The 26544-nt window shown below is 74.2% G+C and carries 20 protein-coding genes and 2 pseudogenes; 9 read left to right on the forward strand and 13 right to left on the reverse strand.

Annotated elements, in window-relative coordinates; all coding sequences use genetic code 11:
* Positions 1-39 precede the first annotated feature (39 nt).
* The gene (locus LUZ64_RS15035) at positions 40-1185 is read right to left on the reverse strand and encodes a ferritin-like domain-containing protein (protein ID WP_095583483.1); all 1146 of its coding nucleotides are present in this window, start codon (positions 1183-1185) and stop codon (positions 40-42) included.
* 199 nt (positions 1186-1384) lie between these two features.
* On the opposite strand from LUZ64_RS15035, the gene LUZ64_RS15040 reads away from it, so the two are divergent.
* The 4 genes and pseudogenes from LUZ64_RS15040 to LUZ64_RS15055 all read left to right on the forward strand — a co-directional run bounded on the left by LUZ64_RS15040 (position 1385) and on the right by LUZ64_RS15055 (position 5092).
* Complete coding sequence (locus LUZ64_RS15040) at positions 1385-2386, forward strand: AurF N-oxygenase family protein (protein ID WP_095583484.1); 1002 nt, start codon at positions 1385-1387, stop codon at positions 2384-2386.
* Between the two features lie 56 nt (positions 2387-2442).
* Positions 2443-3192: pseudogene (locus LUZ64_RS37145) on the forward strand (TetR/AcrR family transcriptional regulator); the annotation flags it as partial.
* Between the two features lie 296 nt (positions 3193-3488).
* Positions 3489-3758, forward strand: coding sequence for a DUF8847 domain-containing protein (locus tag LUZ64_RS15050; protein ID WP_095585199.1), 270 nt, complete (start codon positions 3489-3491; stop codon positions 3756-3758).
* 218 nt (positions 3759-3976) lie between these two features.
* Positions 3977-5092, forward strand: coding sequence for a C40 family peptidase (locus LUZ64_RS15055; RefSeq protein ID WP_232390604.1), 1116 nt, complete (start codon positions 3977-3979; stop codon positions 5090-5092).
* On the opposite strand, the gene LUZ64_RS15060 is transcribed toward LUZ64_RS15055, so the two are convergent.
* From LUZ64_RS15060 to LUZ64_RS15080, 5 genes are all read right to left on the reverse strand, one after another.
* Positions 4999-6318, reverse strand: a complete 1320-nt coding sequence (locus tag LUZ64_RS15060) for a styrene monooxygenase/indole monooxygenase family protein (RefSeq protein ID WP_095585197.1) — start codon at positions 6316-6318, stop codon at positions 4999-5001. The two genes, LUZ64_RS15055 and LUZ64_RS15060, sit on opposite strands and share 94 nt — an antisense overlap.
* Before the next feature lie 81 nt (positions 6319-6399).
* Complete coding sequence (locus tag LUZ64_RS15065; RefSeq protein ID WP_095585205.1) at positions 6400-7023, reverse strand: GTP-binding protein; 624 nt, start codon at positions 7021-7023, stop codon at positions 6400-6402.
* A 232-nt stretch (positions 7024-7255) separates the two neighbouring features.
* On the reverse strand, positions 7256-7666 hold the full coding sequence (locus LUZ64_RS15070) for a DUF742 domain-containing protein (RefSeq protein ID WP_095585196.1): 411 nt from the start codon (positions 7664-7666) through the stop codon (positions 7256-7258).
* Positions 7663-8178, reverse strand: a complete 516-nt coding sequence (locus tag LUZ64_RS15075) for a roadblock/LC7 domain-containing protein (RefSeq protein ID WP_095585195.1) — start codon at positions 8176-8178, stop codon at positions 7663-7665. Before LUZ64_RS15075 ends, LUZ64_RS15070 begins: the two co-directional genes overlap by 4 nt.
* Complete coding sequence (locus LUZ64_RS15080; protein WP_232398571.1) at positions 8175-10805, reverse strand: sensor histidine kinase; 2631 nt, start codon at positions 10803-10805, stop codon at positions 8175-8177. Before LUZ64_RS15080 ends, LUZ64_RS15075 begins: the two co-directional genes overlap by 4 nt.
* Positions 10806-11062: 257 nt before the next feature.
* Between LUZ64_RS15080 and LUZ64_RS15085 the strand changes: the two genes are divergently transcribed.
* The gene (locus tag LUZ64_RS15085; protein WP_095585194.1) at positions 11063-11824 is read left to right on the forward strand and encodes a protein phosphatase 2C domain-containing protein; all 762 of its coding nucleotides are present in this window, start codon (positions 11063-11065) and stop codon (positions 11822-11824) included.
* Between the two features lie 48 nt (positions 11825-11872).
* On the opposite strand, the gene LUZ64_RS15090 is transcribed toward LUZ64_RS15085, so the two are convergent.
* Positions 11873-12304 (reverse strand): MarR family winged helix-turn-helix transcriptional regulator, encoded by a 432-nt coding sequence (locus LUZ64_RS15090; protein WP_095585203.1) that lies wholly within the window; start codon positions 12302-12304, stop codon positions 11873-11875.
* Between the two features lie 286 nt (positions 12305-12590).
* Between LUZ64_RS15090 and LUZ64_RS15095 the strand changes: the two genes are divergently transcribed.
* Positions 12591-13493, forward strand: coding sequence for a lysozyme (locus LUZ64_RS15095; protein ID WP_095585193.1), 903 nt, complete (start codon positions 12591-12593; stop codon positions 13491-13493).
* A 119-nt stretch (positions 13494-13612) separates the two neighbouring features.
* Here LUZ64_RS15095 and LUZ64_RS15100 read toward each other — a convergent pair whose 3' ends face one another.
* The 5 genes from LUZ64_RS15100 to LUZ64_RS15120 all read right to left on the reverse strand — a co-directional run bounded on the left by LUZ64_RS15100 (position 13613) and on the right by LUZ64_RS15120 (position 23131).
* Entirely contained in the window at positions 13613-16492 is a 2880-nt protein-coding gene (locus LUZ64_RS15100; protein WP_443728954.1) for a M4 family metallopeptidase, read from the reverse strand.
* A gap of 177 nt (positions 16493-16669) precedes the next feature.
* Entirely contained in the window at positions 16670-17128 is a 459-nt protein-coding gene (locus LUZ64_RS15105; RefSeq protein ID WP_095585191.1) for a (2Fe-2S)-binding protein, read from the reverse strand.
* Positions 17129-17145: 17 nt separating this feature from the next.
* The gene (locus LUZ64_RS15110; protein ID WP_232390600.1) at positions 17146-19452 is read right to left on the reverse strand and encodes a xanthine dehydrogenase family protein molybdopterin-binding subunit; all 2307 of its coding nucleotides are present in this window, start codon (positions 19450-19452) and stop codon (positions 17146-17148) included.
* 251 nt (positions 19453-19703) lie between these two features.
* Positions 19704-22106, reverse strand: a complete 2403-nt coding sequence (gene lon, locus LUZ64_RS15115; RefSeq protein ID WP_095585190.1) for an endopeptidase La — start codon at positions 22104-22106, stop codon at positions 19704-19706.
* 131 nt (positions 22107-22237) lie between these two features.
* Positions 22238-23131, reverse strand: coding sequence for a GlxA family transcriptional regulator (locus LUZ64_RS15120; protein WP_420877606.1), 894 nt, complete (start codon positions 23129-23131; stop codon positions 22238-22240).
* 174 nt (positions 23132-23305) lie between these two features.
* Between LUZ64_RS15120 and LUZ64_RS15125 the strand changes: the two genes are divergently transcribed.
* Both LUZ64_RS15125 and LUZ64_RS15130 read left to right on the forward strand, forming a co-directional pair.
* The gene (locus LUZ64_RS15125; protein ID WP_095585188.1) at positions 23306-24172 is read left to right on the forward strand and encodes an NAD(P)-dependent oxidoreductase; all 867 of its coding nucleotides are present in this window, start codon (positions 23306-23308) and stop codon (positions 24170-24172) included.
* 62 nt (positions 24173-24234) lie between these two features.
* Positions 24235-24810, forward strand: coding sequence for a maleylpyruvate isomerase N-terminal domain-containing protein (locus LUZ64_RS15130; protein ID WP_095585201.1), 576 nt, complete (start codon positions 24235-24237; stop codon positions 24808-24810).
* Positions 24811-24921: 111 nt separating this feature from the next.
* Here LUZ64_RS15130 and LUZ64_RS37510 read toward each other — a convergent pair.
* Positions 24922-25575 (reverse strand): annotated as a pseudogene (locus tag LUZ64_RS37510) (rhomboid-like protein); the annotation flags it as partial.
* Between the two features lie 212 nt (positions 25576-25787).
* Between LUZ64_RS37510 and LUZ64_RS15135 the strand changes: the two are divergent.
* Complete coding sequence (locus LUZ64_RS15135; RefSeq protein ID WP_095585187.1) at positions 25788-26492, forward strand: spermidine synthase family protein; 705 nt, start codon at positions 25788-25790, stop codon at positions 26490-26492.
* Positions 26493-26544: the final 52 nt, after the last annotated feature.

The following is a 26544-nucleotide window of genomic DNA, read 5'->3' on the forward strand; positions in this document are numbered from 1 at the left end:
CGGACTGGTCACGACCGGGGTTTCGGGGAATTGATCACTTCATCCCCGCCCCTTCGGACCCTCTTTCACCTCCGGTTCGGAGGCTCCCGCACCCGCCGCGATCACGGCCGCCACCTCCTCGCGGCGCGCCTCCTCCTCGGCCGCGAAGCGCTCCGCGTCGAAGCGCTCGGCCAGCTCCTCGTCCTGGGCCATGAGCAGGTCCAGGCTGGAGTCGCCCATCTCCAGGACGCCCATGTCGACATAGGCGCGCTGGAGCCGTTCGCCCCACAGGCCGATGTCCTTCACACAGGGCACGATGCGGCTGAAGAGCAGCTTCCGGAAGAGCCTCAGGTACGAGGAGCGCTCGCTCAGCTCGGCGGCGTCGGCGGCGGGCAGCCCGAAGTCGGTGAGGACCACCTCGCCGCGCAGCCGGTCCCGCATCAGGTAGCAGCCCTCGATGACGAACTCCTCCCGCTCGCGCAGCTCCTTCTCGGTGAGCTGCGCGTAGTGGTCGCGCAGGGCCATCCGGCCGAAGGCCACGTGGCGGGCCTCGTCCTGCATGACGTAGGCGAGGATCTGCCGGGGCAGCGGCTTGTCGGTGGTGTCGCGGAGCATGCCGAAGGCGGCGAGGGCGAGGCCCTCGATCAGGACCTGCATCCCGAGGTAGGGCATGTCCCAGCGGGAGTCGCGCAGGGTGTCGCCCAGCAGGGCCTGGAGGTTGTCGTCGACCGGATAGACCAGGCCGACCTTCTCGTGGAGGAAGCGGCCGAAGATCTCGGCGTGGCGTGCCTCGTCCATGGTCTGGGTGGCGGAGTAGAACTTCGCGTCCAGGTCCGGCACGGACTCCACGATGCGGGCCGCGCACACCATGGCGCCCTGCTCACCGTGGAGGAACTGGCTGAACTGCCAGGAGGCGAAGAGCCGCCGCAGCTCGTCCTTGTTCCTGTCCGTCATCCGGTCCCAGTACGGGGTGTCGTGGACCGGCAGGTTCTCGTCGGGGATGCCCAGCGGGTCGTACGGATCCACCGGCAGGTCCCAGTCGATGCGGGTGGTGGCGTCCCACTGCTTGTCCTTGCCCTTCTGGTACAGGGACAGCAGTCGTTCGCGGCCGTCCTGGTAGTCCCAGCTGAAGCGGGCGGACCCGGAGGCGGGCACCTCCCACACGGATTCGGCCGGCTCGTGTGCGTAGAACTCTCGCGTCGTCATCGACGCCTCCTGTCCCTCGCTGTCCAGGGTGTCCCTCGCGCGCCTGACTCATGGGCAGGCTCACACGCCGGTTACCGCCGGGTCAATGACCGGAAGCCGGGTGTCCCCGGGGGATTGACGTCCTTGCTGACAAGCAGTCTCATAAAGCGTGACCCCGGGTAACTCACATGGGTAACTCACAGACGAGGTGTCCTCAGCCATGACAGCCGTGACCCCCCGGACCGCATCCCGAACCGCGTCCCGGGCCGATTCCCGGACCGATTCCCGGACCGCGGCCCCGACCGCGCGCACCCGGCCGCTCCGGGACGCGCTCGGCCCGCTCAAGGACCGCGAGAAGGTCGCCGAGCGGCTGCTCGAGTCCTCCGCCCGGCACTCCTTCGACCCGGACACCGAACTGGACTGGGACGCGCCGCTCGTCGAGGGCAAGTGGTTCTGGCCACCGGAGTTACTGTCCCTCTACGGCACCCCGCTGTGGCGGAGGATGTCCGAGGAACAGCGCGTCGAACTGTCCCGGCACGAGGCCGCGGCGCTCGCCTCCCTCGGCATCTGGTTCGAGGTGATCCTGATGCAGCTGCTGGTGCGCCACCTCTACGACAAGCCGCTCACCAGCGCGCACGTCCGCTACGCGCTGACCGAGATCGCCGACGAGTGCCGGCACTCGAAGATGTTCGCCCGCATGATCGAGAAGTCCGGCGCCCCGGAGTACCCGGTGTCCCGGCTGCACCACGGCCTCGCCCGCGTCCTCAAGACGGTGTCCACCACGCCCGGTTCGTTCGCCTGCACCCTCCTCGGCGAGGAGATTCTCGACTACATGCAGCGGCTGACCTTCCCCGACGAGCGCGTCCAGCCGCTCGTCCGGGGCGTCACCCGCATCCATGTGGTGGAGGAGGCGCGCCATGTGCGGTACGCGCGGGAGGAGTTGCGCCGGCAGATGGCGCGCTGCCCGCGCTGGGAGGCCGGGCTGACCCGGCTGAGCGCCGGCGAGGCCGCCCGGGTCTTCTCCCTCGCGTTCGTCAACCCCGCCGTCTACACCCATGTGGGCCTGGACAGCCACGAGGCCGTGGCCCAGGTGCGGGCGAGCGGTCACCGGCGCGAGGTGATGCAGGCGGGCGCGAAGCGGCTCACGGACTTCCTGGACGACATGGGGCTGATGCGCGGGACGGGCCGCCGGCTGTGGCGCAGCTCGGGGCTGCTCGTCTGAACGGACGGGCCGGATCCACGGTTTCGCGTTCCCGCGCGGCGGTTACGCTGCGGTGCATGAACGGCAGCGGAACCGCCCCGGCAGCCCCGACTCCCGCCCCGCGCGCCGCCTACCGCAGGCTCAGCGTCGAGGAGCGCCGCACCCAGCTGATCGCCGCCGCGCTCACGCTCTTCGCGCACCGCGCTCCCGAGGACGTGTCCCTGGACGACGTGGCGGCCGCGGCCAGGGTGTCGAGGCCCCTCGTGTACCGCTACTTCCCCGGCGGCAAGCCGCAGCTCTACGAGGCCGCGCTGCGCAGCGCGGCCGACGATCTCCAGCTGTGCTTCGCCGAGCCGCCGACCGGCCCGCTGAGCGAGCGGCTCGCCGCCGCGCTCGACCGCTACCTGGGCTTCGTCGACGAGCACGACGCCGGGTTCAGCGCCCTGCTCCAGGGCGGCAGCGTCGCCGAGACGTCCCGTACGGGCGCGATCGTCGACGGGGTGCGGCGGGCGGCGGCCGGGCACATCCTCGCCCACCTGGCCGTGGGGTCGCCGGGCCCCCGGCTGCGGATGATGGTCCGCACCTGGATCGCCGCCGTGGAGGCGGCGTCGCTGATCTGGCTGGACGAGGACAAGCTGCTACCGGCCGCGGAGATGCGCGACCGGCTGGTCGACCACTTCGTGGCGCTGCTCGTCGCGACGGCGGCGAGCGACGGCCAGGCGGCGGCCGTCACCCGGGCGGCGCTGGAGCTGGAGGCGGCGGACGGGCCGGTGGGACGGCTGGCCCGGGGGGTGGCCGGGGTCGTGGCGGACTCGGGGCACCTGCTGGAGCCGGCGACGGCCGCGGAGGAGGACGGGCCCCGCGGGGACGACCAGGCCGGCGGAAAGGACGAGGCCGCCGCCGGGGACGAAGGGGCCGGCGAGGACACCGGCAGGAGCGTCTCCGGTCCGGAAACCCTTCCCTCTCCCCCGCCCCCCGTGTGCGGTCCGTAGCGGGCGCCCGCCGACCCCCGGGTGATCCGGAAGCGTATGCCCGCCTCCCCGTGCCGCGCGGGAAGCGCGGCTGACCCGTACGGCCCCGCTACGACCGGAGGCCCGTCCCCCGTCTGACGGAGACTGGTGGCGTGAAAAGCGAAAATACGCCCTTCGAGGGCGGGCCCCTGGACGGGCGCGTACTGCCGGTACTCCTGGGCGTCACCGGGCATCCGCCGAAGATCTATGAGGTACCGGTGCCGGCCGGGGACGGCGGGGCCCCGGCCGTGCACGTGTACCGCAGGGAGACGGCGGGCACGACGCGACGGCTCGGGCTGCCGAAGGGGTGGAAGTACGTGTACGACCCCGAGGGCGTACCGGCGGGCGGCCTCAAGTGGCCATGGACGCGTCCGGGGAAGTGACGGGCCCGGAGGTGGCGCGCGCCGGGAATCGCGCGCCCCTCCGTGTGGGTGATGTGGGGGCACCTCAGGAGTGAGCGGGTTAGGCGGATTCGCCCATGCCCACTGCCGTAAGTACGACCGGCCGTGCCACGATCCTCCGTGGGCAAACGATCACGCCCAGTAATGGAGGTGAGCCCGTGTCAGGACGGTTCGTGCGCTCTGTGTGCACGGCGGCGCTGATGGCCGGCGCCGCGTCGCTCGCACTGCAGGCGCCCCCGGCGACCGCCGCGCCGGCCGACCCGCCCGACCAGTCCGTCAGTGCCCTGCTCGCCCGGCTCCAGGCCCTCTACCGCAAGGCGGAGGAGGCCACGGAGACGTACAACGCCACCGAGGAGAAGCTCAAGGAGCAGCGCGAGGAGGCCGCCCGGCTGGGCACCGACCTCACCCGCGCCCGGAGTGCCCTCACCGACAGCCGGGACGACGCCGGCCGCATCGCCCGGGAGCAGTACCGCGCCGCCGGCGGCGCCTTCTCCCCCTTCCTCGGCTTCCTGCTCAGCCCCGACGCCCGGCACGCCTTCGACCGCAGCCACCAGATCACCCGCGCCGCGAGCAACCGCGCCGCGACCGTGCACCGGCTCACCCGCGACGAGAGACGGGCGGAGGAGCTCGCGGTCAGGGCCCGCAAGGCCCTCGACGCGCGGCAGAAGCTGGCCGCCCGGCAGAAGAAGCAGCGCGACACCATAAACGACAGCCTGGCCCAGGTGGAGAAGCTGCTGGCCTCCCTCACCGCCGAGCAGCTCGCGGAGCTCCGCGGCCTGGAGCGGCGCACGGTGGGAAAGGCCCAGCGGACCCTCCTCTCCTCCGGCCGGCTGAGCGGCGCGCGGGCGCCGTCCCGGGCCGGCGGCAGGGCGCTGGCGTACGCGTACGCGCAGCTCGGCAAGCCATATGTGTGGGGCTCCGCGGGCCCCGACTCCTTCGACTGCTCCGGCCTCACCTCGCAGGCGTGGGCACACGCGGGCGACCTCATTCCCCGGACGAGCCAGGAGCAGTGGCGGACGCTGCCGAGGGTCTCCCTGGACCGTCTGCGCCCCGGCGACCTGGTGATCTATTTCGAGGACGCCACGCATGTCGCGCTCTACATCGGCGACGGCCTCGTCATACAGGCCCCGCGGCCGGGCACGGCCGTGAAGATCTCACCGATCGCCTCGAACCCGCTGCTGGGGGCCGTCCGCCCGGACGCCGGAGAGGCCCCGCTGCGCGACTACGCGCCACCGGCGGCACGGCCGCCCGGGGGCTCGGCGCTCCCCGCGGCGGTGGCACCGGCGCCGGATTCCGCCACGACCCCTGCCACGTAGGCCGCCGTCCGCTCGGGGTCGTAGAAGTAGTCCTCGAAGTCGGACGGATCATCGAACCCGCGTACGAAGCGGTCCGCGACGGGCGGGTGCCCGGCCGCCGCCCCCATCAGCTCCATGACGTGCGCGCCCGCCGGCGCGAGCATGGCGTTGGTCCACCGGGTGGCGTGCCGGGCCCGCTCCCAGTGGCGGGCGAAGGCGCCGGTCATCCACTCCTCGTCGAAGGGCAGCGCACCGCGCTCGGTGATCGACTCCAGATAGGAGGCCGCGCACTTGGCCGCGGCGTTGGCACCCTGGCCCGCCACGGGGTCGTCGGCGACGACGGCGTCGGCCACCCCGAGGACCAGCCCGCCCGACGGCAGCCGCCCGACGGGGTGCCGGACGGTGGGGACGTAGCGCCCGGCCAGCGTGGCGCCCGCGTCCGTCAACTCGACGGCGGTGGCCCGCGCGTACTCCCACGGGGTGAAGCGCTCCAGCAGCTCCAGGGTCAGCGCCAGGTGCTCGCCGGGGCTCCTGAGGTCCTGGAAGACGTCGAGCGGGCCGCCGGGCACCCCCGCCCAGAAGAGGACGTCGGCGCGCCCGGACAGGGTCAGTGTGGGGACGACCAGGAGCTCGCCGACGCCGGGCACGAGATTGCGGCGGACCGCCTCGAACCCCGGGTGCTCCGGGCGCGGGCCGAGCCCGTGCACACAGGCGACGGCGAACGCCCGCTGCGGGACGGTGTACGGGGAGCGGCCTGCGTCCCGGCCGAACAGCTCCGCGAGCTCGCCCTTGCCCGCGGCGACGAGGACGAGGTCGTAGCGGCGCACCAGGAAGTCCAGGTCGGAGACGGTCGCGCCGTGGATGACGAGGCGGCCGCCGCGGTCGGCGAAGGTGTCCAGCCAGCCGGCCATCTTCAGCCGGGGGTCGACGGACTGGGCGCAGCCGTCGAACCGGCCGACCCAGTCGAGCAGGCGGCGGTGCCCGCCGCCCGGGAGGTCGGCGGGGCCGGCCACGGAGACGCCCAGGCCCTCGATGCGGGGGGCGCGGTCGGCCCAGAAGTCCAGGCCCAGCTCGCGCTCATGGCGCAGCGCCGTGGGGAAGAGGCACTGGGTGGACTGCACCCGGCCGGAGCGCATCTCCTCGGGCGTGCGGTTCGACATCAGCGTGATGTCGTACCCCCGGGCCTGGAGCGCGAGTGCCAGCTGGAGTCCGGACTGGCCGGCTCCGACGATGAGGATGCTCCGCACGGGTCCGCTCCCCCTGCCGTGGGGCCCGTAGGTCCCGTAGATCCCATGGACCCCGCGGACCCCTCGGGGCCCGTGGGTCTCTCATCCGGGTGTGGCGTCGAGGGCCCTGCCGACGAGGATCAGCAGGGTGTCGACGACGGCGATCCGCTGCCGGGCGTCCATGGTCACGAGGGGCACCTGGCGCGGGAGGGCGAGGGCTTCGCGCACCGCCTCGGGCTCGTGGCGGGCCGAGCCCTCGAAGTGGTTCAGGGCGACGATGTAGGGCAGCCCGGAGGTCTCGAAGTAGTCGAGCGCGGGGAAGCACTCGGCGAGCCGCCGGGTGTCGGCCATCACGACGGCGCCGATCGCGCCCCGGACCAGGTCGTCCCACATGAACCAGAATCGTTTCTGGCCCGGCGTGCCGAAGAGGTACAGCACCAGGTCGGCGTCGAGGGTGATGCGGCCGAAGTCCATGGCGACCGTGGTGGTGGTCTTCCGGGGCGTGGCGGTGAGGTCGTCGAGGGTCTCGGCGGCGGCCGTCATGGCGGCCTCGGTGCGCAGCGGGGTGATCTCGGAGACGGAGCCGACGAAGGTCGTCTTGCCGACGCCGAAACCGCCCGCCACGACGATCTTGGTGGCGTGGGGGGCGCGGGTGCGGTCCGTCTGCCAGCCACGCTCCACGGGGTGCGGCGCGGGGGCCTCCCGGACGGCGAGTGCGGCACCGATGGCGCCGGGGGCCCGGGACCGGACGGCCTCGCCTACAGGGCCGTCCCCGGCGTCGCCCTCGCGGGGACCGCCCCCGGCCTTCCGCGGGGCCTCGACGCCCCAGGCGTCCCAGGTGTCCACGCCCCGCGCACTCCCGGCGGACCGGGCGTCTCCGCTCTCACCGGCGGCCTCGGGCCCTCGGGCCCCGGGGGCGCCCGCCGCGCGCCCCGTCCCGCTCCTGACGTCCCCGGGGTCAGAGTCGGTGAAGTCCACCCCGCACCCTTTCCAGCAGTGCCCGGTCGGGCCGGCCGGTGCCGTGGTCGCTGTCGAAGACGCGGATCCTGCCCTCGTCGGCCAGTTCGAGCAGCAGGACCCGCACCACGCCGAGCGGCATCCTCAGCAGCGCGGCGATCTCCGCGACCGTGCGCAGCCTGCGGCACAGCTCGACCACCGCGCGCGCCTCGGGCACCCCGCGCGGGCAGGGGCCGCCGCCGGGCGGGCCGGAAGGGGCGCCGGCCCGGTAGTCGGCCGGGGCGTCGGGGTCGTCGCTGGCCGCGACGAAGGTCTCGACGAGCAGCGGGCGGCAGCGGTGCGGCGGGCTCCCGGTGAGTGAGTACGGGCGGACCCGGGCCGGGCTGCGGCGGAGCGCGGCGGCCCGGCTCATTCGACCGCCTCCACCGACTGGCGCAGCTCCCTGCGCAGGGCGGGGGTGAGGACGTGGCCGGCCCGGCCGACGAAGAGCGCCATGTGGTAGGCGACGGCGCTCATGTCGCAGTCGGGCGAGGTGTGCACGCCCAGCAGGGAGCCGTCGCTGATGGTCATGACGAAGAGGCTGCCCTCGTCCATCGCGACCATGGTCTGTTTGACGGCGCCGCCGTCCATCAGGCTGGCGGCGCCCGTGGTGAGGCTGCCCAGGCCGGCGACGATCGTGGCGAGGTCGCCGGTGGAGCCGCGCGGCCCCTCCGGCCGGCCGGTGCCGGGGTAGGCCGGCCGGTCCGGGTCGGAGGAGAGCAGCAGCAGGCCGTCGGAGGAGACCACGGCGACCGACCGGACGCCGGGCACCTCCTCGACCAGGCCGGCCAGCAGCCACTGCAGATTGCGGGCCTCGTGGCTCAGCCCGAAGGCGACGGGGCCGACTGGGGTGACGGGGGTCGCCCCCCGGGAAATTGCGGTCAACCGCGTGCCTCCTCGACAGTGCCGCCCTGGGCGGGCGACCCCGCTGCGTTCCGATCGGTGGTGCGCCCGGCCCACTCCGCCTCGGCGTCCCGCCGTCCGGCGGTCGCGCCCCGCTGGAAGCCGGACAGCTTGCGGCGCAGCGCCTCCGCATCGACGCTGCCGCGGGCCGGTGGCGGTGCGGGCTGCTGGGGGACGGCCTTGGGCGTGCGCTTGGGCAGGCCGTTGCCGACGGACGGGTCGGCGGGGGCCGGCAGGCGGGCGTGCCGGCCGGTGGCGACGGCCGGTGCGACGGGCAGCCCGGTGACCCGTATCGGGCTGCCCGGGGGCAGGGCCGGCGGGTCGGCGGGGTGGACGGGCGCGGGCAGCGGTACGGGCGCGGGGTGTCCGGCGATCAGTCCGGCGGCCGGACCGGTGAGCCGGCCGGCGCCCTGGCCGGAGCCCTGTCCGGGGACGGCCCGCTGCGGGCGGCCGGGCAGGGCGTGGGAGTTGGCATCGGCGAGGCTGCCGGGGAGGTGGACCCTCGGGGACGCCGCGGTGCCCGGCGCGGGCGGGGCGTCGGCGAGGCCGGTGACGGTCGGCGAGCTCTCGGCCAGGACCGGCAGCGGGAGGACGACGACCGCCGCGGTGCCGCCGGTCATCTGCTCCCGCAGCTGGACGTGGACGCCGTGCCGGCCCGCGAGCCGGGCGACGACGTGCAGCCCGAGGCCCTGGCCCTGCTCCCCGTCGCCCCGCTCGCCGCGCGGCTCCGGGTGGCCCGCCCGGCCGGCCGCGGCGGGGGCCGGGGGCTCCGGATCGGGGTCGGCGAGGAGGGCGTTGAGGCCGGCGAGCCGGCCGGGGGTGATGCCGATGCCCTCGTCCTGGACGGAGAGGACGACCTCGCCGGTCTCCAGGAGCCAGCCGGAGAGCTGCACATGGGCCTCGGAGGGGGAGAACTCCGTGGCGTTCTCCAGGAGTTCCGCCATGAGGTGGCTGATGTCCTCGGAGGCGTAGCCGGCGAGGCGGGCGTGCGGGGGAAGGGACTGGATCCGCACCCGCTGGTACCGCTCGATCTCACCGGCGGCGGCCCGCAGCACGTCGAGCAGGGGGACGGGCGCGGTGCGGCCGGTGCCGGTCTCGGCGCCGGCGAGGGCGAGGACGTTCTCGCTGTTGCGGCGCATCCGGGTGGCGAGGTGGTCGAGCGTGAAGAGGGTCTCCAGGCGCTCGGGGTCGGTCTCGTGGGCCTCCATGCCCTCGATGACGGCCAGCTGCCGCTCGACCAGGCGGAGGGTGCGCAGCGACAGGCCGACGTGCAGGCCGTGCGCGCGCTCGCGCGCGGGGTCCGCCGGCCGTTCGGCGGGCTGTTCCGAGAGCTGGTCGGTGAGCTCCTGGTGCTGGGCGCGCAGGGCCTCGCGCTCCTCGGCGAGCGTCCTGCGGGAGGCGACGAGCCGGGTGCGCTCGCCCTCCAGGACGGCGATGCGTTCCTGCATCCGGTGGGCGGTCTCGCGGAGGACGTTCACCGAGCGCACGGTCTCGGCGAATTCGTCGTCGCGGCCCTTGAAGGCGATGGGCCGTTCGGCGGCGGGGTCGGCGCAGACGCGGCGGGCGCCGAGGCGCAGGACGTCGAGGGGCCGGGTGACGGAGCGGCCGGCGCGGACGCCCGCGACGAGGGCGGTCAGCAGGCAGAGGGCCGCGGCGGCGGCGCGCAGCTCCAGGTCGGTGAGGGCGCCGGCCCGCAGCCGCTGGAGGCGCCCGAGCTCACCGGCGACGAGGACGGATTCGACGCCGCGCATCCGGTCGAGGCGGACGGTGAGGGCGGTACGGACGGGGTCGGCGGGGCCTTCCGGTGCCGAGTCCCGCAGGAGGCGGGTGAGGTGGCCTTCGGCGACGGTGACCTCGGCGCCGCCGACCGTCCGGTCGTAGGTGTCGCGGGCGTCCGCCCCGGCGAGCCGGCGGAAGTCGGCGACGGCGTCCTGCTCGCGCTGGGCGGTGCGCCGGGCGGCCGCGGCGAAGGTCTGGCGGCCGGCCCGGGCGGTCTGCGCGTCGCCCGTCTGCGCGGGTTTCGCCGTGAGGGCGGCGAGGAGCAGGGCGCGGGTGGCCGAGGCCTCCTCGACGGCGCGGCCGAGCGGCAGCAGGGCCGCGGGCCCGCCGGTGCCGGCCGCGTCGCCGGCGCGGTGCAGGGCCTGCACGGTGGTGGTGTAGGCGGTGTGGACGGTGAGGGCGTCGCCGCCGGAGAGCGCCTGCTCACGGGTGGCGGGGAGGCCGTCGAGCAGTCTGCGCACGGAGGCGGGCGCGGAGGGGACGTACTCCTCGATCTGCCGGTCCACGAGGGCCCGTTGGTCCTTGGAGACGCCTGCCGCCGCGGCGCCGTCGCGGCCGGCCGCGGCGAACTGGGTCATGGCGTCGCGTTCGTCCGCGAGGGAGTGGGCGAGGGCGAGGGCCGGGCCGGTGTCCTCGGCCCGGGCGACGAGCTTGCGGTCCTGGCCGAGTTCACGGGCGGCGTCGACGACGCCGAGGGCGCTTCCGCCGAGGACGGCGAGGGCGGTGACCGCGACGGAGGCGGTCAGCCGGTTACGCACCCGGGCGGTGCGCTCCCGCACCGCCGTGGACCGCTGCTCACGCTCGCCGCCCCGAAGCCGCTTCTTCCGCACCGGTGCTCTCAATCTTCTCTCGTCCCACCCCTGGTACTGATTTGACCCTTTCAGCACCTCTGAGGGGCAGGCGCCCTTCGACCGCCCGGCCACTCGAAGGAGTGAATATCAATTTGAAATTGACCATCGACATATGTCAGGGGGCCGCTCGGCGCGCACCGACACCCCCCTGCGGTACGTCACTTCAAGAACGCTTCGGCGGCCGACAGGATGCGCGCACGCAGTCGTAGATTTCCGACATCCGGCACACTGACCTCATGCGCATCGAACTCGCCACCCACCCGGGGGAACCGCACCACCCGAACGAGGACTTCGCGTCCGTGGCCCTGCCGGCCTCGGGTGACGGCGGGGCGCTGGTCCTGCTGGACGGCGTGACCCCACCGCCCGACGGCGACACCGGCTGCGCGCACGACGTGCCCTGGTTCACGGCCCGGCTGGGCGGCGCGCTGCTCGAACTGGCGGGGTCCCGGCGGGACATGACGCTCGCCTCGTGTCTCGCCGAGGCCGTCTCCCGCACGGCGGACGCCCATCGCGCCACCTGCGACCTCACCCACCGGCGCACCCCGCAGGCCACGGTCGTCGTGGCGCGCTGGGACGCCGGGCGGGTGGAGCACCTGGTGCTCTCCGACTCCGCCCTGCTGCTGGCGGCCCCGGACGGCACGGTCACGCCCGTCCTGGACGACCGGATCGACCGGCTGAGCGCGCTGGGCCCGGTGACGGACGCGCAGCGCAACGCCGAGGGCGGCTTCTTCACGGCGGCCGCGGACCCGTCCGTCGCCGACCGCGCCGTGACGGGCGTGACGCCCCGCGCGGAGGTCACGGCGCTGGCGGCGCTCACCGACGGGGCGGGCCGCTGGGTGGAGGTCTTCCGCGCGGGGGACTGGACGGCCTGCTTCGGCGTGCTGGCGAAGGAGGGCCCGCAGGCCCTGATCGACCGGGTCCGCGAGGCGGAGCGCGCGACGCCGGGGCGGCGCGGCAAGCCGCACGACGACGCGACGGCGCTCTACGCGGAGCTGTGACGGGCGGGAGCGCGGCGCGGGCGGTCCCGGGCGGCGCCCCGCCCCCGGTCAGCCCTCGGCGCTCGTGTTCAGCTGGCGCAGGAGGCGGGCGAGCTCGGCGACCTCGCCGCGGTCCCAGTCGGCGAGCTTGCGCACATACTGCGCCCGGCGGGCGTCACGGACGCGGGTGAAGCGGGCGCGGCCCTCCTCGGTGATCCGCACCAGGGAGGCGCGGCCGTCGGCCGGGTCGGGTTCGCGGGTGACGAGGCCGAGGTCGCACAGGGCGCGCAGCTGACGGCTCATCGTGGCCTTGCCGACGCCGAAGTACCCGGCGAGGTCGGTGGCGCGCTGCCGCCCGGCGTCCTCCAGGCGGACCAGCAGCCCGTAGGCCGCGGGCTCCAGGTCGGGGTGGACGGCGCGCGCCATCTCGCCGGAGGAGGCGCGGGCGCGGCGCAGGAACACGGCGAGTTCCCGTTCGAGGGAGAGGTATGCCTGGTCCATACCACTGCCGTCCTCGGCGCGCGCTCCGCCCTCCTCGGCGGGCGGCTGTGTCGTCTGGTGCACGTCGGGCCCTCTCCGGCTTTTCCGGCTGGTGAAAGTTTCATCCAGCCGCGGCTCGTCACCGCAGCTACGTCAGTATTTCGCAGGAATAGACCAACGGCGGCACCGCGTCCCTCTATGCCTGGCGCGTCCGCACTCATAATTTTGGGTATGACATGGTCACACCAATGACGTCATTTCCGATTCGGCGTCCTTCCTCTGTCGTACGAGCTGCCCGGAGGCACCCATGCCCGAGCTCAGACAAGGCCCGGCGCGTCGCGCGCACGCGACGGCCCGCGGCGTCCGGCCACCGTTAACCGTCAGGCCCGTCCGCCCCTTTCTCGCACTCCTCACCTTCCTCGCCTCGCTGGCCCTCCTCCTCACCCTCCCCGGGCCCGCCGCCGCGGACGGCGCGCGGGGCAAGCCGCCCGCCCATCCCGAGCGGCACTGGCTGGGCTCCACCATCCGGTCCCACGAGAAGCCCGGCACCCCGGACGACAACCCCGGGCCGATCCCGCCCCTCGCCACCGTCGAGGGCGTGGACGTCAGCAGCCACAACGGCAACGTCGCCTGGTCCACCCTCTGGGACAGCGGGGTCCGGTTCGCCTACTCCAAGGCCACCGAGGGCACCAGCTACACCAACCCGTACTTCGCCCAGCAGTACAACGGTTCGTACAACGCCGGCATGATCCGCGGCGCGTACCACTTCGCGCAGCCCGCGAGCTCCAGCGGTGCCGCGCAGGCCGACTTCTTCGTCTCGCACGGCGGGGGCTGGTCGCGCGACGGCAAGACGCTGCCGGGCGTGCTCGACCTGGAGTGGAACCCCGAGGGGGCGGCCTGCTACGGCATGAGCGCGAGCCAGCTCGTCAACTGGGCCAAGGACTTCTTCGCCACCTACCGGGCCCGCACCGGCCGGGACGCGGTGATCTACACCTCGACGACCTGGTGGAAGCAGTGCACCGGCAACTACGCGGGCTTCGGTGCCGTGAACCCGCTCTGGATCCCCCGGTACGGGGCCTCCGCGGGGGAGCTCCCGGCCGGCTGGGGCTTCCACACCTTCTGGCAGTACACGGACACCGGCCCGGTGGTCGGTGACCACAACCGCTTCAACGGCACGTACACCAGGCTCCAGGCACTCGCCAACGGCTGACGCGGGGCCTCCCACGAGCCGCGGCCGTCCACGGCCGTCCCCATCCGCCCGGCAGGACGCCGGGCCCCCGGCCTATCGGCGCCGGGGGCCCGGTCCTTCCCCACGGGGACCGGTGGTGCCTAGCCGCAGGCGCCCGCCGGACGGGTGCGGGTCACCAGGTCGGTGTAGCCGGTGGTGCCGTCGATCCACACCACCTGCTTGCCGCCGGCCGCGGCGGCCGAGGACTGCTCACCGCGGTTGCAGGAGACCCGGCCCTTGCCCGAGCCGTCCGCGGCGAACTGCCACAGCTTGGGCATCGACTCGTTGCGGTACCGCGTGTCCGGCAGCGCGGAGGTGACGGTCACCGCGCTGTCGGAGGCCGTGAGGTCGAAGGGGAAGAGGGCGTCCGCGCCCTTCTCGGCGCTGAGGTCCTTGACCCCGGTGCCGTCGAGGTTCGCCCGGCGCACGGCCAGCTGACCCTCGTCCTGGACCTCGTCCGCGAGCCAGAAGACGTGGGTGCCGTTGAGGCCCGTCTGGCCGATGGACTCCGGGTTGCCGCTCTGCCCCGTCAGGGTCTTCCTGCCCGTCTTGAGGTCCAGCACCTCGGTGCCGATCCGGTAGGCGTCACCCTGCGGGTAGAGCTTCGCGTAGGCGATCCGGCCGCCGTTCAGGGACGGCAGGGCCGTGCCCAGCTCGTAGCGCCCCTCGTCGACCCAGGTCGGCTCCTTGTCGCCGGTACGGAGGTAACCGACGTGCCGGCCGCCGAAGTTGTCCATCGACTCCAGGACGACGACGTCGCCCTCGACCCGAAGGCCGCTGAAGCCGTTGGGGGTGCTGTAGAGCTTCTTGGCCAGACCGCCCGAGAGCGGGCGCGCCAGGACGTCGACGCCGGTCTGGCCGTACGCCGCCCAGACCACCGTCCTGCCGTCGGTCGCCGGGTAGACGTGGAAGCGTCCGTCGTTGGGGCTGATCAGCTTGGGCGCGCCCTTGCCGTCCACCCGGCCGGCCCACACCGAGTACGCCTCGGAGCCGTCGTCGTTGGACTTCGACGTCGCGTACCAGCCGCCGCCGGCGCCGAGGCCCGCGCCCGCGGTGTTGAGGCGGGGCAGCAGCAGGTCGGTGTCGACGCCGAGCGCCTGCTCCCAGTTGGGCACGATGCCGTGGGCGTTGAAGGAGCGCTTGACGACGTTCAGGTCCTTCGCGGAGACCTTGAGCGCCTTGGCGGCCGCGAGGACGGCGTTGCGGCCCTCGGTGAAGCCGTCGAGCGGCGTCATGTACTCCGTCAGCGCCTTGTAGGCGATCTTGTCGGCGAGGGTGCGGCCGAGGTCCTCGCGGATGTCCCACAGGGCGCCCGAGAAGATGGTGGAGTTGAGGTGCACCCCGCCGTTGTCCGAGCCGAAGCTCACCCCCAGGAAGTTCTTGGAGGTGGTCGCGCCGTCGTTGAGGTCGCGGAAGGCGCACTCGCGCGGGGACTTGGTGCGGCACAGGCTCTCGCCGAGGAGGCCCGCGTTCGGGTCGTCCATGGCGAGGCCGGCGGCGTCCACGTCGATGGCGTTGCCGAAGTAGTCGGCGATCGCCTCGTTCAGGGCACCGGACTGGCCGGCGTAGACGAGGTTGGCGGAGTTCTCCACGACGCCGTGGGTCATCTCGTGGCCGACGACGTCGAGGTCGGCGGAGAGCGTCTTGTACTCGCTGTCGCCGCCGCCGTACACCATCTTGGTGCCGTCCCAGAAGGCGTTGACGTACGCGTCGCCGAACTCGGTCACGCCGACCAGGGAGTTGATGGTCATGCCCCGGCCGTCGAGGCTGTCCCGGCCGTGGGTCTTCTTGTAGTAGTCGTAGACCTTGCCGGCGGCCCAGTGCGCGTCGACCGCGCCGGCCTCGGTGGCCTCCTTGCCGAACTGCGGGCCGGGCGAGCCGAACTCCTTGATGCCGCCGGGCCAGCGGCCGGAGACCTCGCCGACGTCCGTGCCCCGCGCGTCCCAGGTGGTCAGCAGGTTTTTGCTGGTGTCCCACATCCGGGCGTGGTCGGTCATGACGTACTCGTTGCGGGCGGTGTCCTTGTACAGGCCCAGCTCGACGGTGGTGCCGTCGTACTTGACGCCGGAGCCGAGGATGCCGGGGCTCACCCCGCCGCCGTCGGCGACGCCGGACCGGTTCGCCGCCTTCGCGGCGGCCCGGGAGGCGGCCTTCTCGCGGGTGCCGTCGGTGGCGGCGCCCTTGGCGGAATCCTTGGCGGCATCCTTGCCGAAGGTCTTGATCCCGCTGTACTGGAGCACCGGGAAGCCGGCCTTGGCGTCGATGTAGACCTCGCGCAGCACGGGCCGGCCGGTGGCCGGGTCGGTGCCGCGGACGGTGACGTGCTGGGTGAGGACGCCGGCGCCCTTGGGCAGCACGACCAGGCCGCGCGCGGTGCCGGTCAGCGACTCGGCGGCTTTGGACCGCGCCCCCTTCGAGGCGGTGACGTCCGTACGGTCGAGCCGGTGGCCGCCGAGGTCGCGGAGGGTGGCGCCGACGGCCCGCTGGACCGCGAGCTCCTCGCCGATCTCCGCGGTGGTGCCCACCTTGAGGCCGGTGAAGTACTTGCCGGAGGTGCCGGTGACGACGCGCTTGCCGTCCTTGTTCTCCATCCGGACGACGTACTGGCCGCCGAGGACCTCCACGCCCCGGTGCTTCTGCTGGAGCCGCACGGTCTCCGCCGCGCCGGCCGCCTGGGTCCGTACGGGCACGAGGTCACGCGCCGGCCGGTCGATGCGGTAGCGGCTCTGCTTCTCGGCGAGGTGCCCGCGCGCGGCGTCGGCCGCGCTGCCGCCCGCCTTCACCGCTTCGCGGATCCCGTCCACCAGGGCGGGGGTCGCGGTGCCCGTCCCGGGGATCACCTCCGCCTTGTCCGGGGCGGGCGCGGCGGCCTGTGCGGGCATCGCGGAGACGACGAGGGCGGCAGCGCCCAACAGCGCTGCCGCCCCCGCTATCCCGCTTTTCGCGGCCGGTCTTCCTGAACGTACTCTGGACTTACGCAAGGTTTTTCCCCCTCCGTAGTGCCGGAACGCCGGAACATCTTGGTCGGGGGACATGCAACCCACGGGACGCGGGGAGATCAACGGGGCGTAAGGGCCCAAGGGCGGCTTTCGGCCTCCGGCGCCGGGGCGCGCCGCCGCCGGGCCTGTCCGGCCGGGGCCGGCCGGAGCCGACCGGGGTCAGCCCATCTTCTCCGCCGCGCTGCGGATCGCCTCGCGGATGCGGAAGTAGGTGCCGCAGCGGCAGACGTTGGCGATCGCGTCGAGTTCGGCGTCGGTGGGGTTCCTGGTGCGCTTCAGGAGGGCGACGGCGGCCATGATCTGGCCGGGCTGGCAGTAGCCGCACTGGGCGACGTCCTGTTCGAGCCAGGCTTCCTGTACGGGGTGCAGCCGGTCGCCGTCGGCGAGGCCCTCGATGGTGGTGACCTCGCGGCCGGCGGCGGCCGCGACCGGGACGACGCACGGGCGGACGGCCTCACCGTCGAGGTGGCTGGTGCACGCCTTGCAGACGTCGATGCCGCACCCGTACTTCGGGCCGCGGATGCCGAGCAGGTCGCGCAGCGCCCAGAGCAGGGGCAGGTCGTCGGGGGCGTCGACGGTGACGGGGCGGCCGTTGACGGTGAAGGAGTGGGAGGGCACGGGCGGGGCTCCTGGAGCTAGCGGGGGAAGGGGGTGAAGTCGACGTCGAAGTTGACCGGAAAGCGGCGGGGGCGGGTTCCGGTTGCCCGGGCGTAGGCGTTGCCGACGGCGCCGACCGCGGCCGGGACGCCGAGCTCCCCGGCGCCGCCCGGCTCTCCCGTGGCCGGCATGACGAAGATCCGCACGTCGGGGGGCGTGTCCTTCTGCCGCGCGTAGTGGAACTGCGAGTAACTGCCCTCCAGCGGCAGCCCCTTGTCGATGTGGAGTCCGGCCGTGAGGGTGGTGGAGATCGCGTCGGTCAGCCCGCCGAGCAGCTGGGCCTCCAGGCCCCGGGGGTTGACGGCCCGGCCGACGTCGGCGGCGATCACTGCCTTGGTGACGCGCGGGTGCCGGGGGTCGGTCGCGTCGATCTCGACGAGGCAGGCCGTGCGGGACTTGTACTCCTCGTGGAAGCCGATGCCCTGCGCGTGCCCGGCGGGCATCGGTCGGCCCCAGGCGCCCTCGCCCGCGACCTTGTCGAGGACGGCCCGCTGGCCGCTGTTCTTGAGGAAGTCCCGCCGGAACTCCACGGGGTCCTTGCCCATCCTGGCGGCGAGTTCGTCGATCAGCATCTCCTCGGCGCCCCGGGTGTTGGCCGAGTACACCGACCGCCAGGAGGCGGTGGGCATCCGCAGCGGCACCTCGGTGAGGTGCTGTCCGGTGACGCCGAAGTGGTACGGCGACTTCACGGTGAGGTGGAAGAGGCCCTGGGCGAAGGCCGCGTTCCCCAGGCCGCCGGGGAGCTTGGTGCCGGTCGCGGTGAGGATCTCGCCGAGGCCGTGCCGGACGTCGGTCTCGACGGCCGCCACCCGGTGGTCGAGGGCCACGACCCGCCCGGAGGCGTAGGAGACACGGATCTTGTGGTGAGTGGCGGGCCGCATCCGGCCGTGCCGCATGTCGTCGACGCGCGACCACATCAGCCGCACGGGCCGCCCGCACCCCTTGGACACCTGGGCGGCTTCCAGCGCGGCGTCGAAGAAGAGCCGCCGGCCGAAGGAGCCGCCCGCCTGCACCACATGGACGGTGACCTTCCCGACGGGCAGCCCCAGTTCCTTGGCGATGGTCTGCTGGGCGACGATCGGCGCCTTCAGCCCCGACCAGACCGTCGCCCGGTCGGCCCGGACGTCGGCGACCGCGGCGTTGGTCTCCAGGGGCGCGTGGCTGACGGGCGCGAAGTCGAACTCGGCGTCGAGGTGCCGCGTGAGCGGCGGCGGGAGCGGCGGGAAGGAGACGGCCGACCGGAGCCGGGCGCGGATGCCGTCGTCGGAGTAGCCGTCGATCGTGCCGGGTCCCCAGGTCACGTCAAGGGCGTTCTTGGCGTCGAGCGCCTGGCCGAAGGTCTCCGCGACGACGGCGACACCGGTGGGGATCACGACCGTGGCCAGGACGCCGGGCATGGCGCGGACGGCCGCCTCGTTGTTCACCGCGCGCACCGTGCCGTAGACCGTGGGCGGTCTGCGCACCATGCACGGCTTGGCGCCGGGGACGTCGAGGTCCAGGGTGTACGACTGGCGGCCGGTGACCATGGCCCGCGCGTCGACGCGGGGAGTGGGCGTGCCGACGAGGGTGTGCGCGGACTCCGGTTTGGGCCGGGCCGTGAGCGTCACGAGGTGCCGGGAGGCGGCAGCGGCGGTGAGGGTGCCGTACGGCGCGGTGCGGCCGTCCGGTGCGACGACCGCGCCGTCGCGGGTGGTGAGCTTCCCCGGCTTGAGGCCCCACCGGTCGGCGGCGGCGGCCACCAGCCGGGCGCGGGCCGCGGCGGCGGTGTGCCGGACGGGGTCGTAGAGCGAGCGGATGGAGTTGGAGCTCGCGGTGAACTGGTTGAACAGCAGCTCGGGCCGGGCGTCGTCGAGCTGTACCCGGACCCGTGCCAGCGGTACGTCCAGCTCCTCGGCGACGAGCATCGCGACGGCCGTCGTGAGGCCCTGTCCGACCTCCTCCCTGGGCAGCCGGAAGGTGACGGTGCCGTCCTCGCCGACGGTCAGCACCAGCAGGTGCGCGGTGGGGGCACCGGCGAGGATCAGGACGTCGCCGAGGTCGAGGAGGTCGGCCGGGCCGGGGAGGGTGGGTACGACGCCGTCCGCCCCGGCCGCCGCGGCCGGGGCGGCTCCCTCCGGGCCGAGGCCGGCGGCGACGGCGAGGGTGGGGGCGGCGAGGAGGTAGGTGAGGAAGCGGCGCCTGGAGCGGTGCGGAGGGGGTGCGGGATCCGCCTGATCCTGCCGCGTTCCCGGTGGCGGTGGCGCCTGCTGTTCCGTCCGTGCTTCCAGGTTCTGCTGTTCCGCCACTGGCGCTCCGATCCGGCCCGGCCCGCCGCGGGCCGCCGGACACTCAGCAGATCATCACCATGGGGCCGCCGGCGGGCAAGGGGCAGTCCTGGTCACGGGGTGACGGGGCGCCAGGCGGGGCCGTCGCGCGGCGGCCGGGCGTACGGCGGGGGCTCGCGACGGCCGCCGCGTACCCGGATGCGCGCGGGCGGAGCGCCCCCGTACCCGCGAGCGGGCCGGGGGCGCTCCGTCTCACCGCCGGAAGCGGGGCGTCACGCCGCCGCCTTCACCTCCGCCCGCGTCTTCGCCGGCTCCAGCGCCAGGTCCAGGACCTGGCGTACGTCGGAGACCGGGTGCACCGACAGCTTCGCCAGCACCTCCGCCGGTACGTCGTCCAGGTCCGCCTCGTTCCGCTTGGGGATGACGACGGTCGTGACGCCGGCCCGGTGGGCGGCCAGGAGCTTCTGCTTGACGCCGCCGACCGGGAGGACGCGGCCGGTCAGGGAGACCTCGCCCGTCATCGCCACGTCCGGGCGGACCCGGCGGCCCGACAGCAGCGACGCCAGGGCCGTCGTCATCGTGACGCCCGCGCTCGGGCCGTCCTTCGGGACCGCGCCCGCCGGGACGTGCAGGTGGACGCCGCGCTCCTTGAAGTCGCCGACCGGCAGCTCCAGTTCCGCGCCGTGGGAGCGGAGGAAGGACAGGGCGATGCGCGCCGACTCCTTCATCACGTCGCCCAGCTGGCCCGTCAGGGTCAGGCCCGCGCCGCCCGTCTCCGGGTCGGCCAGGGACGCCTCGACGAACAGGACGTCACCGCCCGCGCCCGTGACCGCGAGACCCGTCGCCACGCCGGGCACCGACGTACGGCGCTCGGCCGGGTCCTGGGCGGACTCCGGGGTGTGGTGCGGCCGCCCGATCAGCGGCCGCAGCTGCTCCGCGCCCACCGTGAACGGCAGCTCCCGCTCGCCCAGTTCGTGCTCGGCCGCGATCTTGCGCAGCAGCCGGGCCACCGCGCGCTCCAGGGTGCGGACGCCCGCCTCCCGGGTGTACTCGCCGGCGAGCTTGCGCAGGGCCTCGTCCTCCAGGACCACCTCGTCGCTCGCCAGGCCCGCGCGCTCCAGCTGCCTGGGCAGCAGGTGGTCACGGGCGATGACGACCTTCTCGTCCTCGGTGTAGCCGTCGAGGCGGACCAGCTCCATGCGGTCCAGGAGCGCCTCCGGGATGGAGTCCAGAACGTTCGCCGTGGCCAGGAAGACCACGTCGGACAGGTCCAGTTCGACCTCCAGGTAGTGGTCCCGGAAGGTGTGGTTCTGGGCCGGGTCCAGGACCTCCAGGAGGGCCGCCGCGGGGTCGCCGCGGAAGTCCGAGCCGACCTTGTCGATCTCGTCGAGCAGGACGACCGGGTTCATCGAACCGGCCTCCTTCACCGCCCGCACGATCCGGCCGGGCAGCGCCCCCACGTACGTACGCCGGTGGCCGCGGATCTCGGCCTCGTCGCGGACGCCGCCCAGCGCGACCCGGACGAACTTCCGTCCCATCGCGCGGGCCACGGACTCGCCCAGCGAGGTCTTGCCCACACCGGGCGGCCCGACCAGCGCGAGCACCGCGCCGCCGCGCCGGCCGCCGACGACGCCCAGGCCGCGGTCGGCACGGCGCTTGCGCACCGCCAGGTATTCGGTGATGCGCTCCTTGACGTCCGCGAGGCCCGCGTGGTCCTCGTCGAGGACGGCCTTGGCGCCGGGGATGTCGTACGCGTCCTCGGTGCGCTCGTTCCAGGGGAGCTCCAGGACGGTGTCGAGCCAGGTGCGGATCCAGCCGCCCTCGGGGCTCTGGTCGGAGGCGCGCTCCAGCTTGTCGACCTCCTTGAGGGCCGCCTCGCGGACCTTCTCGGGAAGCCCGGCGGCCTCGACGCGGGCCCGGTAGTCGTCCGGCTCGCTCGAAGGGTCGCCGTCGAGCTCGGCGAGCTCCTTGCGGACGGCCTCCAGCTGGCGGCGGAGCAGGAACTCGCGCTGCTGCTTGTCGACGCCCTCCTGGACGTCCTTGGCGATGGACTCGGCGACGTCCTGCTCGGCCAGGTGCTCACCGAGCCGGCGGACGGCGAGCTTCAGCCGGGCCACGGGGTCGGCGGTCTCCAGCAGCTCTACGCGCTGGGCCAGGCCCAGGAACGGGGAGTAGCCGGAGTTGTCGGCGAGCAGGCCGACGTCGTCGATCTGCTGGACGCGGTCCACGACCTGCCAGGCGCCGCGCTTGCGCAGCCAGCTGGTGGCCAGGGCCTTGTACTCCTTCACCAGGTCGGCCACCGCGCCGGGCAGCGGGTCCGGGACGGTCTCCTCGATCCGGGTGCCCTCGACCCACAGGGCCGCGCCCGGCCCGGTCGTCCCGGCCCCGATGCGGACGCGGGCGAGCCCCCGGATGAGCGCGCCGGGGTCGCCGTCGGAGAGCCGGCCGACCTGCTCGACGCGGCCGAGCGTGCCGGTGCCCGCGTAGGAGCCCTCGATCCGGGGAACAAGCAGCACCCGCGGCTTGTCATCCCCGGTGGCGGCGGCCTGTGCGGCCTCCACGGCGGCCCGCACCTCGGCGTCGGACAGGTCGAGGGGGACGACCATGCCGGGCAGGACGACCTCGTCGTCGAGGGGCAGGACGGGCAGGGTGAGCGGTGCGGACGTGAAAGCCATGATCTCCCCTTCGGCAGGCAAGTTGAGCTATGTCGACTCAATGTCCTTGCCCCGCCGGATGTTCCCCTCGGGGTGTTCGCTCTGAGCGATCGGATCCGGAGGCGGGGAGACCGGAAGACCGGAAGGGCCCCCTACGCGGCGTTCGGGAACGCCCGCCGGTAGTCCGTCGGCGACACCCCCAGGTGCTGGGCGAAGTGCCGCCGCAGGTTGGTGCCCGTGCCCAGGCCGCTCCGCTCCCCGATCCGCTCGCCCGTCGCGGCGTGCAGCCGGCGGAAGAACGTGCGGGGGCTCATGCCGGCGCGGCGGGCCAGGTCGTCGACGGTCAGCGGGCGGTCGAGGTGCTCGGTGGCCCACTGGAGCACGGGCGCGAGGCCGTCGTCCCCGGCGGCGGGGACGGACAGGTCGACGTACTGCGCCTGGCCGCCGGGCCGGTGCGCGGGGACGACCAGACGGCGGGCCAGCTGGTTGGCGACGTGCGCGCCCAGGTCGTGGCGGACCAGGTGCAGGCACAGGTCGAGCCCGGCGGTGACCCCGGCGCTGGTGAGGACGTCGCCGTCGTCCATGTAGAGCACCGAGTCGTCGACCTCCACCGCCGGGTACCGGCGGGCGAGCTCCTCGGTGTGCATCCAGTGGCAGGTGGCCCGGCGGCCGTCCAGGACGCCCGCCTCGGCGAGCGCGAAGGCCCCGGCGCACAGCGACACCATCCGGGCGCCTCCGGCGGCGGCCTCGCGCAGGGCGGCGATCAGCTCCGGGGGCAGCTCCCGGCCGCCCTCGACGCACGCCTCCGGCACCGAGGGGACGATCACGGTGTCGGCGCCGAGCAGTCCCTCCGGCCCGTACGGGGTGCGCAGCCCGAAGCCGTGGGCCGACGCCGCCTCGCCCCGGTCCGCGCCCACCGCGCACAGCCGCATGTCGTACCAGGGGTCGGCCAGGTCCCGGTGCGGGATGCCGAAGACCGTGGTGACGACCCCCAGCTCGTACAGGTCCCAGAACGGGACGTCGTCGTCGATCACGGCCACTGCCACGGTTCCGGCGCTCATGCCGCCAGCCTATTGGCAGGAATGGTTCGACAGTAGTCAGTTCTGCCACTGTCCGGCCGTTCCGGCCGCTGCGAGGGTGGTTCTCACTTGATCCACTTCCGCGGATCCGCCGATCCGGCGATCCGGCGATCCACCGCACCGCACGGGGAGAAACCACCCATGAGCGTCACCGTTCTCGGCCTGGGACAGATGGGCACCGCCCTCGCCGACGCCTTCCTGGCCGCCGGCCACCCGACCACGGTCTGGAACCGCTCGGCCGGCAAGGCCGACGGCCCGGTCGCGCGCGGCGCCGCGCTCGCCGGCGGCGCCGCCGAGGCCGTCGCAGCGAGTCCGCTGGTCGTCGTCTGCCTCTCGACCTACGACGTCGTCCGCGAGGTCCTGGCCGACAGCGCCGGGACCCTGCGCGGCCGTACGCTCGTGAACCTCACCTCCGGTTCGCCCGAGCAGGCCCGCGAGACCGCCGACTGGGCCGCCGGGCACGGGATCGACTACGTCGACGGCGCGATCATGTCGACCCCGCCGGGCATCGGGAACTCCGCGATCATGCTCCTGTACAGCGGCTCACCGGCCGCCTTCGCGGCGCACGAGGGCACCCTGCGGAGCCTGGGCGACGCCGTACACCTCGGTGACGACGCGGGGACCGCCTCCCTCTACGACACCGCGCTGCTCGGCATGATGTGGGCGACGCTCGGCGGCTGGCTCCAGGGCGTGGCGCTGACCGGCGCGGACGGGATCGCGGCGACCGCGTTCACCCCGGTCGCCGTCCGCTGGCTGACGGCCGTCAGCGGCTTCATGAGCACCTACGCGCCGCAGATCGACGCCGGCGCGTACCCGGGCGACGACGCCACCCTCGACGTGCACCTCGCGTCCGTCGAGCACCTCGTCCACGCCAGCGCGGCGCGCGGTCTCGACGTGGAGCTGCCGGGGCTGTTCAAGGCGTTCATGGAGCAGGGGATCGCGGCCGGCTACGGCGGCGACAGCTACGCGCGCCTGATCGACGTCGTCCGGAACGGGGGCCGGGCGTGAGCGTCACCCACCCGGCGGCCCTGACGAGCGCCCCGGCACCCACCGCGGCCGAGTGGGCCGCGATGCTGACGGAGACCGCCGGCCTGTGCACCGCCGTCCTCGCGGAGGCGTCGCGCGAGGAGGACTGGACGCGGCCCGCCCACGGGCTCGACTGGTCCTGCCGCGCCACCCTGGACCACCTGGCGCTGGGCCTCGTCGGCTACGCCGGGCTGCTCACCGCCCGGCCCACCGACCGCTACATCGCGCTGTTCGCCTCGCTCGACCCGGAAGCGCCGCTACCGGCCCGTCTGGAGGGCATCCGCATCGCCGCGGCGCTGCTGGCGGCCACCGTCCGGGGCGCGGACCCCCGGGACCGCGCCTGGCACCCCTGGGGCCACTCCGACGCGACCGGCTTCGCCGCCATGGGGCTGGTCGAGACCCTGGTGCACACCGACGACCTCGCGCGCGGCCTCGGGATCGGGTGGCGGCTGCCCGACGAGCTCTGCGCGCCCGTCCTCGCCCGGCTGTTCCCGGAGCTCCCGGACGACGCGCTGCCCGGGCACTCCCCCGCGGAGACCCTTCGGTGGGCCACCGGCCGGGGCACGCTGCCCGGGCACGGCCGGCGCGTGGAGTGGGCCTGGGACGGCACCGTCCGCTGAGCGGCCGGCCGGCTCCGGCACCTCCTGCCCCTCCCGCCCGGTCTCCCGCCCGTCGCGGAGGAGCGGGCGGCAGGCCATGCCGGTGAGCAGGGCGATGGGGTGGCCCCAGCTGGCGAGGGGGTCGGCGAGCTCGACGAGGTCCTGGGCGCACGCCAGGGCGGCCGGGCCGACGACGGCCCAGGCCGCCCTGCGGGACAGCAGCACGCCCAGCGCGCCTATGCAGGCCATCACACCGAAGCTGATGCCGTAGTCGAGGCGGTGCAGCGAGGCCTCCGGCAGCCGGCCCGCGGCCACCGCCCCGGCCACGGGCAGCTCGGTGGCGAGGGTGGCCAGCACATGGCCGAGGAGGAAGACACCGGCGGTGCGCGCGGCGCCGACCCGGCGCTCCAGGGCGCTGACGACGAAGGCGAAGAGGACGCCGTAAGCGGAGTAGAAGCCGCCCGCGACCCACAGGGCGCTCGCGACGAGGACGACGAGCGGCCGGTCGGCGAGGTTGGCGGCGTCGGTGCTGGAGTCGCGGAGCAGCTGGTCGACCGTGGCCTCGTCGCCGAACTCGGTGTAGAGCGCGGTGGCGAGGAGGATCAGGCCGTAGACGAAGCTGAAGGGCGTGCCGGTGGGCGTCGGGAGCAGCCGCCACGGCCGAGAACACCGACCCGCACGCCGGGGCGCCCACCGCAGGCGGCGCGCCCTGCCGGGCTCCCGGGCGCCGGGGGCGGGGGCACGGGGAGGGTCCACCACACTCACTCGGCCAGACCCCTTTCCCACGGTGCCCCACGGGTTTCCGGCGGGCGGCCCGCTCGTCTCCCGAGCGACTCGCGCCGCACCGGGACAAACACGGGTGCGCCGCCCGCACCCGCAACATTAAAGTCCACGGAGGTCCGTCGAATCACCTCCCCCTGGTGACTCCCGTCACCTCTCTCAACCCCGGCTCCACCCCTTGCGTCCGTCGAGCGATCCGATCACCCGGAGGCCCGCCCATGACCACCCAGGAAGCCCGGAACACCCGTCCGGCCCCGGAGCCCCCGGTGACCCTGGACCGCCGCGACGGCCCGTACGGCGAGGTGGCGCTGCGCCGTCGGGGTGACGTCCACGAGATCATCGCCAACGGCTGCTTCCTGATGGACACCTCCGACGGCCGCTCCGAGCGGCTCCTCGTCGACGCCGCGCTCGCCGCCCTGCCGCCGGGCCGGGAGCGCCCGTCGGTGCTGATCGGCGGGCTCGGGGTCGGCTTCTCGCTGGCGCGGGCGGCGGCCGGGCCGCGCTGGGGGCGGATCACGGTCGTGGAGCGGGAGCCCGCGGTCGTCGACTGGCATCTGACCGGACCGCTGGGCGCGGTCTCGGCGGCGGCGTTCGCCGACCCGCGCACCGAGATCCTCCTCACCGACCTGGTCGGGCACGTGCGAACGGGCACGGCGGTGTACGACGCGCTCTGTCTGGACATCGACAACGGGCCGGGCTGGACGGTCACCGAGGACAACGGCGGCCTCTATTCCCCCGCCGGGCTCGCGGCGTGCCGGGAGCGGCTGACGCCCGGCGGAGTGCTGGCCGTATGGTCCGCGCGACCGTCGGAGGAGTTCGAGGAAGCCCTCCGGAATGCCGGGTTCGAAGGGGTAAGAACCGAAGAGATCACCGTTGCCCGGGGCGTCCCGGACGTCGTCCACCTCGCGCTCCGTGCCGCGTAGCCGTCCCCCGCCACCTGCCCGTACTCTGCTTGCCACAGTGGCAAGGGACTGG

Origin of the sequence: Streptomyces albireticuli, assembly GCF_021228125.1 — a bacterium.
In the GTDB taxonomy this organism is placed as follows: Bacteria; Actinomycetota; Actinomycetes; order Streptomycetales; family Streptomycetaceae; genus Streptomyces; species Streptomyces albireticuli.